The sequence below is a fragment of the Streptomyces sp. NPDC088147 genome, from assembly GCF_044741565.1.
GTDB lineage: Bacteria > Actinomycetota > Actinomycetes > Streptomycetales > Streptomycetaceae > Streptomyces.
The window spans coordinates 930,853-944,829 of record NZ_JBIUSY010000002.1 but is presented as its reverse complement, the minus strand read 5'-3'; the positions used below and the strand labels follow the sequence as shown (position 1 = coordinate 944,829).

Genomic DNA, 13,977 nt, shown 5'->3' with positions numbered 1-13,977 from the left:
AGGACACTAAGTCGACAAGTGGCGCACGTTCAACGAACACGCCGAACCTCCCGTTTTTCTTTTCACCCTATGTGATCACCCATAGCGCTGACCAACCAGGGTGCTGGCCAGCACATTTGCCCGTCAACTCCCCGACGCCGCAGGCGCGGTGGGTGCGCTCACATCGAAGTGCCCCGCCTTGGGGACCGCTTTCATGAGAGCGGTGAGCGCACGCGCCTTGGCCGTACCGTCCTCTCCGCTTCCCCACATCACCGTACGGCCGCCGGTCAGCTCCAGGGAGATCGAGTCGTACGAACGGACTCGTACGACCCTGATGTCCCCGGCCACTTTCTCCGGCAGTTCGGCGCGGACCCGCACCGCTTCACGCATCAGCCGCTCCGTTCCGAAGCGTTGTGTTCCGGCGGACCGGTCCACCGTCAATTCGAGGAGGGGCACATCCTTGGGCGCCTTCTCGACCGTGGCGAAAAGCACACCCCCGGCGTCCACTTCGATGAACTTTGCTCCCTTTTCGAGAAGCAGCGCGGGCTTTCGCTCGATCACTTTCAGCCCGATCCCGTTCGGCCATGAACGGATCACCTCGACCGAATCGATACGCGGCAGCTTCCGGCGCAGCCGCGCCTCAATCCCGTCCGTGTCGACGGAAATCAGCGGCGCCCCGACCGGGACCACTGCGGCGGCCTCGACCTCGGCGTGCGTGAGCACGTCCGTGCCCGAGGTGTGCACCGTCTCGACCCGCAGCCACGAAGAGCCGTACAGCACCCAGATCCCGCCCGCGACCAGCACGACCGCGGCGATGAGCGCGATCAGCACACGGGGAGAGAGCCGGAAGCGGGGGAGCCGGAACCGGCGGCCCGGCGGCCCCTCGTCGGGGCGGCCGGACTCCGACCGCGGTCGGGCACCACGCTCTGCGGTCGTCGGTCCGGCCACGCTCCCCTGCCTCCCTGCGCTGCTACGCCTGGCGGCGTGCGGCGATCGCCTCGTACACCATTCCTACGAGCAGATCATCGGCGTCCCGGCGGCCGAACTCGGAGGCCGCGCGGGACATCTCGTACAGCCGGTGCGGATCGGCGAGCACCGGGAGCACATGGCTCTGGACCCACTCGGGGGTCAGTTCGGCGTCGTCGACCAGCAGTCCGCCGCCGGCCTTCACCACCGGCTGGGCGTTGAGCCGCTGTTCACCGTTGCCGATCGGCAGCGGTACGTAGGCGGCCGGCAGTCCGACGGCGGAGAGTTCGGCGACGGTCATCGCGCCCGCGCGGCAGAGCATCATGTCGGCAGCGGCGTACGCGAGGTCCATCCGGTCCACATACGGTACCGGGATGTAGGGCGGCATTCCGGGCATGTTGTCCACGCGCGGCATTTCATTCTTCGGGCCGACCGCGTGCAGGATCTGGATTCCGGAGCGCTGGAGCACCGGAGCGATCTGCTGGATCACCTCGTTGAGCCGGCGCGCGCCCTGGGAGCCGCCGGAGACGAGCAGCGTCGGCAGATTGGGGTCGAGGCCGAACGCCGCGCGCGCCTCGGGGCGTACGCGGGCCCGGTCGAGGGTGGCGATGGTGCGGCGCAGCGGGATGCCGATGTACCGGGCGCCGCGCAGCTTGCTGTCCGGGGTGGAGACGGCCACACCGGCCGCGTACCGCGAGCCGATCTTGTTGGCCAGTCCCGGCCTGGCGTTGGCCTCATGGACGATGATCGGCACCCCGAGCCGTTTGGCGGCCAGATAGCCGGGCAGCGCGACATAGCCGCCGAAGCCCACCACGCAGTCCGCCTTGGTGCGTTCCAGGATCTGCTCGGCGGCCTTGATCGTGCCGCGCAGCCGCCCGGGGACGGTGATCAGTTCGGGCGTGGGTTTGCGCGGCAGCGGTACGGCGGGGATCAGCCCCAGCTCGTACCCCCGCTCCGGTACGAGCCTGGTCTCCAGTCCGCGCTCCGTGCCGAGGGCCGTGATCCCCACGGTGGGGTCCTGCCTGCGCAGGGCGTCCGCGAGGGCGAGCGCGGGCTCGATGTGGCCGGCGGTCCCCCCACCGGCGAGTACGACATGCACCGAAATTCACCGCTCTCCGGACGGACGCTTCTTGACGCGCCGTCTCATCGTCTTCCATCTCACCCCGGGCCGTCGCATGGCCAGGGCCGCTTTCGCGGCGGGATCCTCTCGCGCGAACGCGATCAGCAGCCCGATAGCGAACATGGTCGGCAGCAGGGCCGACCCTCCGTAGGAGAACAGCGGGAGCGGGACTCCGGCGATCGGCAGCAGGCCGAGCACCGCACCGATGTTGATCACGGCCTGCACCGTGACCCAGGTGGTCACACCTCCCGCGGCGTACCTCACGAAGGGATCCTCCGTGCGTCCGGCCACGCGGATACCCGCATAGCCTAGAGCCGCGAACAGTGCGAGTACCGACAGCGTCCCCGCCAGACCCAGTTCCTCCCCGGTGATGGCGAAAATGAAGTCGGTGTGCGGTTCAGGCAGTTGGCCCCACTTTTCCACACTCGCGCCGAGGCCGGAACCGAACCATCCGCCGGAGGCCAGCGCGTAGATCCCGTGGACCGCCTGCCAGCACTCCCCCTCCGGGCCCAGATCGATCGCGCCGATGCAGGCGAACCGCGACAGCCGGTTCTCGCTGGTCTTGATCAGCGCGAAGCCGATCAGCCCGGCGACGGCCAGCACACCGGCGAAGAGCCGGGTGGGGGCGCCGGCCAGCCAGAGCAGTCCGAAGAGGATCGCCGAGAGAATGATCGCGGTCCCCATGTCGCCGCCGAGCATGATCAGTCCGAGCAGCATCAGGGCGACCGGGACGAACGGCACCAGCAGATGTTTCCACTGGGTCAGCAGCCGCTTGTCCTGTTTACGGGCGAGCAGATCGGCGCCCCAGAGGATCAGTGCCAGTTTGCCGAACTCACTGGGCTGGAGCTGGAACGGGCCGCCCAGATAGATCCAGTTCTGGTTTCCGTTGACCGAACGCCCTATGCCCGGGACCTGGACGAGCACCATCAGGAAGACCGTACCGACCAGCAGCGGGTACGAGAGTGCCCGGTTGAGCTTGATCGGCATCCGGGAGGCGAGCAGCAGCAGGCCGGTGCCGAGGACCACGGCGAGGAACTGCTTGCGGAAGAAGTACGTGGCGGGCAGCGACAGCTGGAGCGCGTAGATCATCGACGCGGAGTACACCATCACCAGACCCAGCACGGTGATCAGCAGACCGCTGCCGAGGATCAGGTAGTACGCGGTGAGCGGCCGGTCCCAGGCGCGCCTCATCCGCTCGTAGAAGCGCCGGGGTCCGCCGCCGCGCTGCCGCCGGGAGGCACCGCTCCTGCCGCCCCCGCGCCGGGTGGCGGCAGGACGGCGTACGGCGGCTCCGGCGGCCCGGCCGCGCAGCGCGAGCCCTGCCGGGCGCCCCGCGCGGGCGTCCGCACCGGCGTGCGCGCGCTCCTCCGGGGTGTCCGCGCCACCTGGCGCCCCCGCGAGAGCGGGAGCGCCGGGAATCGCGCCCAGGAAGCCCCAGCCGCGGCGGACGGGCCCCGGCGCGGGCCGCGGATATCGGTCCGCGGTGTCGTCGGCCGGCATCGTCGCTGTCCCCTCCAGTCGTGCCTGGCGCGGCTGGCGCGGGTGGTCAGTGGGCTGCGGCCTGCTGCTGCGACACCGGGTCAGGCGTGCTCGGCGGCGAGGACGTGTACCGCGTCCGCGAACGCCTCGCCCCGCTTGTTGTAGTTGACGAACATGTCCATCGAGGCACAGGCCGGGGCCATCAGTACCGTGTCCCCCGGCTGCGCGAGCCGTGCCGCTTCGCGGACCGCGGCCGACATCGCCCCAGTGTCGGTCCGGTCGAGGTCCACGACCGGGACTTCGGGGGCGTGTCGCGCGAGGGCTTCCCGGATGAGCGCCCGGTCCCTGCCGATCAGCACCACACCGCGCAGCCGCTTCGCGGACGTCCCGACGAGTTCGTCGAAGGTCGCGCCCTTGGCGAGACCGCCCGCGATCCAGACGATCGGGTCGTACGCCGCGAGCGACGCCTCGGCGGCATGGGTGTTGGTGGCCTTGGAGTCGTCGATGTACGTGACGCCCGCGATGTCCGCGACGCGCTCGATCCGGTGCGGGTCGGGGCGGAAGGCGCGCAGTCCGTCACGGACGGCGGCCGGCTCGACACCGTACGCGCGCGCCAGGGCCGCGGCGGCGAGCGCGTTGGCGATGTTGTGCGGGACGGGCGGGTCGACGTCGGAGACATGGGCGAGCTCCTGGGCCTGCTCGCGCCGGTTCTCGACGAAGGCGCGGTCGACCAGGATGCCGTCCACGACGCCCAGTTGGGACGGTCCGGGGGTGCCAAGGGTGAAGCCGATCGCGCGGCAGCCCTCCTCGACGTCGGCCGCGCGCACCAGGTCCTCGGTGGCCGGGTCGGCCACGTTGTAGACGCAGGCGACGCTGTTGCCCTCGTAGATCCGGCCCTTGTCGGCGGCGTACGCCGCCATGGAGCCGTGCCAGTCCAGATGGTCGGGCGCGAGATTGAGCACCGCGCCGGAGTGGGCGCGCAGGCTCGGCGCCCAGTGCAGCTGGTAGCTGGACAGTTCGACGGCGAGTACGTCGTACGTCTCCTCGCCGGTGACGGCGTCCAGCAGCGAGACGCCGATATTGCCGACGGCGGCCGTACGCAGCCCCGCGGCGGCCAGGATCGAGGCGAGCATCCTGACGGTCGTCGTCTTGCCGTTGGTGCCGGTGACGGCGAGCCAGGGGGCCGCGCCGGGTCCGCGCAGCCGCCAGGCCAGCTCGACATCGCCCCAGATCTCCACCCCGGCCGCCTCGGCGGCCAGGAAGAGCGGTTTGTCCGGCTTCCAGCCGGGGGCCGTGACGACGAGTTCGGTGCCTTCGGGCAGGGTCGCCCCGTCGCCGAGGCGGACGGTGACGCCCAGCTTCTCCAGCTCGGCGGCCTGGGCGCGGGCCCGCTCGTCGTCGCCGTCGTCGACGACGGTGACCTCCGCGCCCAGTCCGCGCAGTACCCGGGCCGCCGGGATCCCGGAGACCCCGAGACCCGCGACGGTGACCCGCTTGCCCTGCCAGTTCACTTCTCGGCCGCCCAGCCCGCGTAGAAGAGCCCCAGACCCACGATGACGCACATGCCCTGGATGATCCAGAAGCGGACCACCACAAGGACTTCGGACCACCCCTTGAGTTCGAAGTGGTGCTGGAGCGGCGCCATCCGGAAGACGCGCTTCCCGGTCATCTTGAACGAACCGACCTGGATGACCACGGACATGGTGATCATCACGAAGAGGCCGCCGAGGATGGCCATCAGGAACTCCGTACGGGAGCAGATCGCCAGACCGGCGAGCGCGCCGCCGAGCGCGAGCGAGCCGGTGTCCCCCATGAAGATCTTGGCCGGTGAGGTGTTCCACCACAGGAAGCCGAAGCAGGAGCCCATCAGCGCCGAGGCGACGACCGCGAGATCCAAGGGATCTCGTACCTCGAAACAGGCGTTGGGATTCGTCAGGGTCGTCGCGTTGGCACAGGACTCCTGGAACTGCCACAGGCCGATGAAGGTGTACGCGCCGAAGACCATCACCGAGGCGCCGGTGGCGAGGCCGTCCAGACCGTCCGTCAGGTTCACACCGTTGGACATCGCGAGAATCATGAACAGCGCCCAGACCACGAACAGCACCGGGCCGATCGACCAGCCGAAGTCCGTGACGAACGACAGCCTGGTGGAGGCGGGGGTGTTGCCGCGGTAGTCGGCGAACTGGAGCGACAGCACCGCGAAGGCGATACCGACGATCAGCTGGCCGGCCATCTTCGCCTTGGCCCGCAGACCGAGCGACCGCTGCTTCACGATCTTGATGTAGTCGTCGAGGAACCCGACGAGCCCCATCCCGGCCATCAGGAACAGCACCAGCACACCCGAGAAGGTCGGGTCCTCGCCGGTGATCACCTTCGCCAGGGCGTACGCGATGAGCGTCGCCAGGATGAAGGCGATGCCGCCCATGGTGGGCGTGCCCTTCTTGCTGCCGTGCGTGCGCGGGCCGTCGTCCCGGATGAACTGCCCGTATCCCTTGCGGGCCAGGAGCTTGATCAGCAGCGGGGTGCCGATCAGTGTCAGGAAGAGCCCGATGGCTCCCGCGAAGAGGATCTGCCTCATCGGCCGGCGACCTCGCCCTCGGTGGCGTTCTCGACCAGTGCCAGGGCGACTCGCTCCAGGCCTGCCGACCTCGAAGCCTTCACCAGCACGACGTCTCCCGGACGCAGTTCACTGCGCAACAGGTCGACCGCCGCCTGCGCGTCGGACACGTGCACCGACTCCTCACCCCACGAACCCTCGTTGTAAGCGCCCAGTTGCAGCCAGGACGCTTCCCTGCCCCCGACTGCCACGAGCTTGCTGACGTTGAGCCGGACGGCGAGCCGTCCGACCGCGTCGTGCTCGGCGAGCGATTCGTCACCCAGCTCGGCCATCGGGCCGAGCACCGCCCACGTACGGCCCCCCGTGGCCCGTGAGGCACCACCCATGGCGACCAGCGCGCGGAGCGCCGCTCTCATGGATTCCGGGTTCGCGTTGTAGGCGTCGTTGACGATCGTCACGCCGTCCGAGCGCTCGGTGACCTCCATACGCCAGCGGGAGAGGGTTCCCGCCTCGGAGAGCGCCACGGCGATCTCGTCGACGGACATGCCCAACTCATGGGCGACGGCGGCCGCGGCGAGCGCGTTCGACACGTGGTGCTCACCGTACAGCCGCAGCGTCACGTCGCTGCACCCGGAGGGTGTTCGAAGCCGGAAAGCGGGCTGTCCGGTCGCGGTGAGGCGGACGTTCTCTGCCCGTACGTCTGCTTCGTCTGACTCTCCGAACAGCACGGTACGGGCCTTGGTGCGGGTCACCATCGCGCGGACGAGCGGGTCGTCGGCGTTGAGCACCGCCACCCCGCCCTCGGCCGCGGACGGCAGGGACTCGACCATCTCCCCCTTGGCCTGGGCGATCTGCTCCCGGCCGCCGAACTCGCCGATGTGGGCGGTGCCGACGTTCAGTACGAGGCCGATCCGGGGCGGCACGAGTCCGGTGAGGTAGCGGATGTCGCCGATGTAGCGCGCACCCATTTCGAGGACGAGATAGCGGGTGTCCTCGACGGCCCGCAGGGCGGTCACCGGCAGGCCGATCTCGTTGTTGAGGTTGCCCTCGGGCCAGACCGTGGGCGCGAGGCGCTGGAGCAGCTGGGCGATGAGGTCCTTGGTGCTGGTCTTGCCGGCCGAGCCGGTCAGCGCGACGGCGGTGGCGCCGAGGCGCTCCACGACATCGCGGGCGAGGGCGCCGAGGGCGCGTACGACGTCGTCCACGACGATCGCGGGCACACCGACGGGGCGGGTGGCCAGTACGGCCACCGCGCCCGCCTCGACGGCACGCCGCGCGTAGTCGTGGCCGTCGACGCGCTCTCCGGCGAAGGCGGCGAACAGGCTGCCGGTCTCCACCGCGCGGGAGTCGTAGACGACGGATCCGGTGACACGGACGGCCGGATCCGGTATGTCGTGCGGCTGCCCGCCGACGATGGCGGCGATCTCGGCGAGAGAGAGGGCGATCACTGGGTCATCCCTGACTGTTGTTCTCGTGACGGTGCTCGTGGCCGGGCTCACGGCCCGGCTCATGGCGGAGGGAGCGCTCGATGGCCTCACGCAGGACCTGACGGTCGTCGAAGGCGCGTACCACCCCGGCGATGTCCTGGCCCTGCTCGTGGCCCTTGCCGGCGACCAGGACGGTGTCGTCGTCCTCGGCCAGGCCCACCGCGGCGGCGATGGCGGAGGCGCGGTCGGCGTCGACCAGGACGTCCCCGCGCTCGTGGATCGGCACCTCGGCGGCGCCCGCGAGCATCGTGGCGAGGATCGCGAGCGGGTCCTCGCCGCGCGGGTTGTCGGAGGTCAGTACGGCGGTGTCGGCGAGCCGTGCCGCCGCCGCGCCCATCGGGCCGCGCTTGGTCTTGTCGCGGTCGCCGCCGCAGCCGAGGACGATGTGCACCTTGCCCTTGGTGACCTTGCGCAGGGAGCGCAGGACCGATTCGACGGCGTCCGTCTTGTGGGCGTAGTCGACGACGGCGAGATACGGCTGACCGGCCTCCACCCGCTCCAGCCGGCCCGGCACGCCGGGGACCGCGGCGATGCCGTCGGCGGCGGTGTGCGGGTCGATCCCGGCGACGGCGAGGGTGACGACCGCGGCCAGGGTGTTGGCGACGTTGAACGGTCCTGGCAGCGGCGCCTCGGCGCGGACCCGTTCCCCCTTGGGGCCGATCGCGGTGAAGGTGGAGCCGTGCGAGCCGACCACGACGTCCTCGGCGCGCCAGTCGGCGTCCGGATGGCCCTCCGCGGAGAAGGTGGTGACCGGGACGGTCGCCTCCGCGACGAGCCGGCGGCCGTACTCGTCGTCGAAGTTCACCACGCCGGTCTTGCTGCGCTCCGGGGTGAAGAGCCGTGCCTTCGCCTGGAAGTAGTCCTCCATGCCGGAGTGGAACTCCATGTGCTCCGGGCTGAGGTTGTTGAAGACGGCGACGTCGAACACACAGCCGTCGACCCGGCCGAGGACCAGCGCGTGGCTGGAGACCTCCATGGCGACGGATTCGACGCCCCGCTCGCGCATGACGGCGAAGAGGGCCTGGAGGTCGGTGGCCTCGGGGGTGGTGCGCTCCGACTTGATGCGCTCGTCGTCGATACGCATCTCGACGGTGCCGATGAGGCCGGTGCGGTGGCCCGCGCCGCGCAGTCCGCCCTCGATGAGATACGCGGTGGTGGTCTTGCCGGAGGTGCCGGTGATCCCGATCTGGAGCAGATCCCTGCCGGGGTGTCCGTAGATCTCGGCGGCGAGCTGCCCCATGCGGCCCCGCGGGTCCCGGACGGTCAGGACCGGCAGGCCGGTGGCCGCGGCGCGCTCGGTGCCCGCCGGGTCCGTCAGGATCGCGGCGGCCCCGAGGTCGGCGGCCTGGGCGGCGAAGTCGGCGCCGTGGAAGCGGGCGCCGGGGAGGGCCGCGTAGATGTCCCCGGGGCGTACGGCGCGCGAGTCGTGGGTGATGCCGGTCGCTTCCCCAGGGCCCTTCACCTCCCCCGGGTCCGGTGCCTCGGCGCCCAGCCGGGCCGCCAGCTCCGCGAGGGAGGTCGGGCGTACCCGGTCCGGACGGGGCGTCCCCGGATGGTTCACAGGGGCGTCCTTCGGGGTGGTTCGGTACTGATCAGCTTGTGGCACGGCGGTGAGCGTACCGGGCTCCGCGGGCCGCGAGCCACGTGAGGGGGACTGGTGCGCGGGGGGTTCCGGGTGGTTCCCGGAACCGGGGGTGATCGTTGTCACTGGGGCTTTCCCTGGGGTCACTCGCCGGGTTTGAAGGTGACCGGCAGCCGGGCGGGTTTACTGCCGGTCGGTTCGACCTGCAGCGTCTTGAGAGCGAACTCCATGACCTTCTTGTAGATGGGGCCGCAGATCTGTCCGCCGAAGTAGCTGCCCTTGGTGGGGTTCTGGATGGCGCAGTAGACGGTGATCTGCGGGTCGTCGGCGGGCGCGAAGCCGGCGAAGGAGGCGGTGTAGCCCTTGTAGACGCCGAGCTTCGGGTCGACCCGGTTGGCCGTACCCGTCTTGCCCGCGACGCGGTAGCCGGGGATGGCGGCCTTGGTGCCCGTCCCCTCCTCGTTGCCGACGACCGACTCCAGCATGGTGGCGACCGTCCTGGCGGTCTCGTCGCTCACCACGCGGGTCTTCTTGGGCGCGGGGGCGGCGGTGAACCGGCCGTCGGGGCCGCGCGCGCCGCGGATCAGGGTGGGTTCGATCCGTACGCCGCCGTTGGCGATGGTCGAGTAGACCGAGGCGGCCTGCATCGCGTTGAGGGACAGGCCCTGGCCGAAGGGGATCGTGTACTGCTGCGAGGTGGACCAGTCCTCGGGCTGGGCCAGGATGCCCTGGGTCTCGCCGGGATAGCCGAGACCGGTGGGCCGGCCGATGCCGAACTTGCTGAGATACGAGTGGAGGACCTTGTTGGCCTCGGGCTGTGTCCTGCCGAGCTGGCCGGTCGCCAGGATGGTGCCGATGTTGCTGGACTTGGCGAGGACGCCGTTGAGGGTCAGGTTCCAGGTGGGGTGGTCGATGTCGTCCTTGAAGAGCCGGTCCCCTCGGTGCAGCCGGTTCGGGACGACCACATGGGTGCCGGGCGTGGCGGCCTTCTCCTCCAGTACGGCGGCCATCGACATGACCTTGCTGGTGGAGCCGGGCTCGTACACGTCCTGGAGGGCCGCGTTGCCCATGGCGGCGGCGTTGGCCGCGGAGACGTCGTTGGGGTCGAAGCCGGGGGCGTTGGCCATGGCGAGCACCTCGCCCGTCCTGGTGTTCTGGACCACGACATAGCCGCGGTCCGCCCTGGACTCCTTCACCTGGTCGCTGATGGCCTGCTGGGCGGCCCACTGGATGTCCCGGTCGATGGTCAGCTCGATGTCGGAGCCGGGCACGGCGGGGGTCTCGTGGGAGCTGGCGGTGGGGACGCGGCGGCCTCCCGACTGGGCGTAGGTGACCTTTCCGTCCTCGCCCGCCAGCCGTTTGTCCAGCATGGATTCGACACCGCCCGCGCCGCGGCCCGCGGCGTTGACGTACCCCAGTATCCCCGCGGCGAGGTCGCCGTTGGGGTACACGCGCTTGCTGCTGGCCTCCTGGAGGACGCCCGACAGCACGCTGACGGTGGTGGCCGAGCCTGCGGCCTTCCCCTTGGCGGTCCTGCTCGCCTTGCTCGCCTTCTCGGCGAGGACGCGCTTGAGGTCCTTGATCTGGTTCCAGACCTGCGGGGTCTGGCGGCGCGCCAGCACGGTGTAGCGGGGGGAGTCGGGGGTCCTGAGCTTCTTCACGATGTCGGCGCTCTCCGCGCCCAGGATCGGGGCGAGCAGCGCGGCGGCCTGTTCGGGGGCGTCCGGGACCTTGGTGAAGTCGGCGGTGAACATCGACGGGTCGGCGGTGATGTCGTAGGCGTCGACGCTGGTCGCGAGGGCGATCCCGGAGCGGTCGGTGATCTCCCCGCGCTCGGCCGCGATCGTGTGGCTGAGGTAGCGGCTCTTCTCCGCCTTGGCGGCGTACGCGCTGGCGTCGACCGCCTGCACCTGGAGGAGCCGGACGACGAACGCCAGCATGACGAGGGTCAGTCCGAGGCTGACAAGACGCAGCCGGGGGCGGGGGCTGCCGAGCCTGATCCGGCGCGGGGCACGGGACGCGGGGCGCGGGCGGCGGGCGGCGGGCCGGGGCGCGGGGCGGGACCGTCGGTCGTTCCCGGAGCGCGCGGGCTTGGGCACCCGGCGGCGCGGGGGTTCCTGGGAGGGCACTGGGTCACCTGCCGGGGGTCGTCGGGGCCGGCGTGCCAGAGGCCGGTGCGGGGACCTGCCCGGGGGACTCACGGGCCGGGTCGGCGGAGAGGGACGGGAAAGGGGAGGAGAGCGCGGGAGACGGCGGCGAGACCACCGAGGGCGGGTCCTCCTCCATGGGAGAGGGACGGCCCGCGGACTGGGCCGACGGCTGCGCGGAGGGCGACGCCCCGGCACCGGGCACGCCGCGGACCGTACCGTCCGGGTTGAGGAAGGCGGGGCTGCCGCCGGGCACCATGCCGAGCTCACGGGCCCGCCGCTCCAGGGCGTACGGCGCGGAGCGTTCGTCCACGTCCCGTTGCAGGGCCTGTTCCTCGTCGGTGAGGTCGGTCGTCCGTTTCTTCAGCTCGCTCAGCTGGAACGAGCCCTCGTTGAGGGAGGAGTTCAGCAGCAGCAGGGTGATCAGGCCGCCGCCGAGGAGCAGCACGACCAGCAGGACGAAGGGGGTGCGCGCCGCCGAACTGGTTCCGGAGGGCATCATCTGGGCGAGCCGCGCGGCCCGCCCCCTCAACTGCTTGGCCGGTCCGCTCACAGAGCGTCCTCCCGGATCCGCTCCGCCCCCCGCAGCCGCGCCGGGGCCGCGCGGCGGTTCTCCGCGATCTCTTCCTCCGTGGGGAGTTCGGCGCCGCGGGTGAGCAGTCTCAGCCGGGGCTGGTAGCGCTCGGGGACGACGGGCAGACCGGGGGGCGCGGTGTTGGCGGCCCCGGCCGCGAGGACCTGCTTGACGAGGCGGTCCTCCAGCGAGTGGTACGAGAGGACGGCGATCCGGCCGCCGACGGCCAGCGACCCCACGGCGGCCGGAATGGCCTGCTCCAGGACGGACAGTTCGCCGTTGACCTCGATGCGCAGGGCCTGGAAGGTGCGCTTGGCGGGGTTGCCGCCGGTGCGCTTGGCGGCCTGCGGGAGGGCGTCGCGGATCAACTCGACCAGCCGGGCGCTGTGCGAGAAGGGCTCCTTCTCGCGCTCCCTGACGACCGCGGAGACGATCCGCTTGGCCTGCTTCTCCTCGCCGTACGCGCGCAGGATCCGCACCAGTTCGCCGGGCGGGTAGGTGTTGAGGACCTCGGCGGCGCTGACGCCGGACGACTGGTCCATGCGCATGTCGAGGGGGGCGTCCTGGGCGTAGGCGAAGCCGCGCTCCGCCTCGTCCAGTTGCATCGAGGAGACGCCGAGGTCGAAGAGCACGCCCTGGACGCGGGGGATCCCCAGCCGGGCGAGCACTTCGGGCAGTTCGTCGTAGACGGCGTGGACGAGGGTGGCGCGGTCGCCGAACGGGGCGAGCCGCTCGCCGGAGAGCCGCAGCGCCTCCTGGTCGCGGTCGAGCGCGACCAGCCGGGCGGCGGGGAACGTGGAGAGCAGGGCCTCGCTGTGTCCGCCGAGACCGAGGGTGCAGTCGACGACGACCGCGCCGGGGTCGGCGAGCGCGGGGGCCAGCAGATCGAGGCACCGCTGGAGCATCACGGGAACGTGCCGGACCTGGTTCATGCGCGCCCCTCGCGGCGTGCGCGCCCTCCGGGAAGGGCACCGGCCCGTGGTGTGCGGGGGGTGTCCGTACGGCGTTCCGCGGGCGCGCGGCTCTCCATGATTCGCTCGCTGCGCTCGCTCATGCGCCCTCTCAGATCCGGCGCGGCCGTACGTACCGCCGGGTCCCCGCCCGCTCAGAAGGGGAGGTGGTCCGCCGGCGCCGGAAGAGGCGTCGGCCGACCGCCGAGCGGGAGGAGGCCGAGCCGCACGTACGCCGCGACATGCGGGAATATTGTGCTGGGTTCGGAATGTGTCCGGGATGTGTCCGTGAACTTCGCGTCACTTTAGTCCACTCGCTCTTCCGGTCAATCAACCGGTCAGCGCGTCGCAAGGGTCACTCACCACAAGACCATAAACGGCACAATTCACTCGCCCGGCCCTGCCGGACTCACCCATGTGGGTTAGCTCACACCAAGCCGCGTTGACGTTCTTTGTCCCCTCCCACAGCAGGCTTGACCACCTCGTGACGACTACCGTCATAGGTATGTCGACTTCCGCACATCTCCCCGCAGAGCCCGTCCAGGCTCCCACCGGCGCGGCCCGCACCGGCGGGACGGTCACCGACCGGCTCATCGACGCCAACCTCCTCTACGCCGCCGGGTTCGGCGATCCCGGCATGGACGCGCGCCCCGTACTGCGCGTGGCCGTGGTCGCCTGCATGGACGCCAGGCTCGACCTGCACGGCGCGCTCGGGCTCTCCCTGGGCGACTGTCACACCATCCGCAACGCGGGCGGTGTCGTCACCGACGACGTCATCCGCTCCCTCACCATCAGCCAGCGGGCGCTGGGCACGCGCAGCGTCGTCCTCATCCACCACACCGGCTGCGGTCTGGAAAGCCTGACCGAGGAGTTCCGGCACGAGCTGGAAATGGAGGTCGGACAGCGGCCCGCCTGGGCCGTGGAGGCGTTCCGCGATGTCGATCAGGACGTACGGCAGTCCATGCGGCGCGTGCGGACCTCACCCTTCCTGCCGCACACCGACGACGTCCGCGGCTTCGTCTTCGACGTGAAGACGGGTCTGCTGCGGGAGATCGACGCCGACGCCTGAGCACCGTCACCGGGCACCCCTCCCCGAGATAAACAGCAAAGCCGACATATCACACCCACTTATCCAC

Annotated in this window: 11 protein-coding genes; 1 reads left to right on the top strand and 10 read right to left on the bottom strand. The window is 70.8% G+C overall.

Features of this window, described 5'->3' with window-relative positions:
* Nucleotides 1-123 precede the first annotated feature (123 nt).
* The 10 genes from ACIOGX_RS09400 to rsmH form a co-directional block, all read right to left on the bottom strand.
* Nucleotides 124-927, bottom strand: a complete 804-nt coding sequence (locus tag ACIOGX_RS09400) for a cell division protein FtsQ/DivIB (protein WP_383967222.1) — start codon at nucleotides 925-927, stop codon at nucleotides 124-126.
* A 22-nt stretch (nucleotides 928-949) separates the two neighbouring features.
* The gene (gene murG, locus ACIOGX_RS09395) at nucleotides 950-2,044 is read right to left on the bottom strand and encodes an undecaprenyldiphospho-muramoylpentapeptide beta-N-acetylglucosaminyltransferase (RefSeq protein ID WP_030353511.1); all 1,095 of its coding nucleotides are present in this window, start codon (nucleotides 2,042-2,044) and stop codon (nucleotides 950-952) included.
* Between the two features lie 6 nt (nucleotides 2,045-2,050).
* Nucleotides 2,051-3,565, bottom strand: a complete 1,515-nt coding sequence (gene ftsW / locus ACIOGX_RS09390) for a putative lipid II flippase FtsW (protein ID WP_356507243.1) — start codon at nucleotides 3,563-3,565, stop codon at nucleotides 2,051-2,053.
* An 80-nt stretch (nucleotides 3,566-3,645) separates the two neighbouring features.
* Nucleotides 3,646-5,055, bottom strand: a complete 1,410-nt coding sequence (gene murD / locus ACIOGX_RS09385) for a UDP-N-acetylmuramoyl-L-alanine--D-glutamate ligase (RefSeq protein WP_401911609.1) — start codon at nucleotides 5,053-5,055, stop codon at nucleotides 3,646-3,648.
* On the bottom strand, nucleotides 5,052-6,122 hold the full coding sequence (mraY, locus tag ACIOGX_RS09380; protein WP_129766852.1) for a phospho-N-acetylmuramoyl-pentapeptide-transferase: 1,071 nt from the start codon (nucleotides 6,120-6,122) through the stop codon (nucleotides 5,052-5,054). Before mraY ends, murD begins: the two co-directional genes overlap by 4 nt.
* Complete coding sequence (murF, locus tag ACIOGX_RS09375; RefSeq protein ID WP_356507239.1) at nucleotides 6,119-7,549, bottom strand: UDP-N-acetylmuramoyl-tripeptide--D-alanyl-D-alanine ligase; 1,431 nt, start codon at nucleotides 7,547-7,549, stop codon at nucleotides 6,119-6,121. Before murF ends, mraY begins: the two co-directional genes overlap by 4 nt.
* Before the next feature lie 4 nt (nucleotides 7,550-7,553).
* The gene (locus ACIOGX_RS09370; protein WP_383967211.1) at nucleotides 7,554-9,296 is read right to left on the bottom strand and encodes a UDP-N-acetylmuramoyl-L-alanyl-D-glutamate--2,6-diaminopimelate ligase; all 1,743 of its coding nucleotides are present in this window, start codon (nucleotides 9,294-9,296) and stop codon (nucleotides 7,554-7,556) included.
* A gap of 17 nt (nucleotides 9,297-9,313) precedes the next feature.
* Entirely contained in the window at nucleotides 9,314-11,299 is a 1,986-nt protein-coding gene (locus ACIOGX_RS09365; protein WP_356507237.1) for a penicillin-binding protein 2, read from the bottom strand.
* Nucleotides 11,300-11,303: 4 nt separating this feature from the next.
* Entirely contained in the window at nucleotides 11,304-11,870 is a 567-nt protein-coding gene (locus ACIOGX_RS09360) for a septum formation initiator family protein (RefSeq protein WP_401911603.1), read from the bottom strand.
* The gene (gene rsmH / locus ACIOGX_RS09355; protein ID WP_401911600.1) at nucleotides 11,867-12,823 is read right to left on the bottom strand and encodes a 16S rRNA (cytosine(1402)-N(4))-methyltransferase RsmH; all 957 of its coding nucleotides are present in this window, start codon (nucleotides 12,821-12,823) and stop codon (nucleotides 11,867-11,869) included. The genes ACIOGX_RS09360 and rsmH overlap by 4 nt, the downstream gene beginning before the upstream one ends.
* A gap of 460 nt (nucleotides 12,824-13,283) precedes the next feature.
* Between rsmH and ACIOGX_RS09350 the strand changes: the two genes are divergently transcribed.
* Complete coding sequence (locus ACIOGX_RS09350) at nucleotides 13,284-13,910, top strand: carbonic anhydrase (RefSeq protein ID WP_356507231.1); 627 nt, start codon at nucleotides 13,284-13,286, stop codon at nucleotides 13,908-13,910.
* The last annotated feature ends 67 nt before the right edge of the window (nucleotides 13,911-13,977 follow it).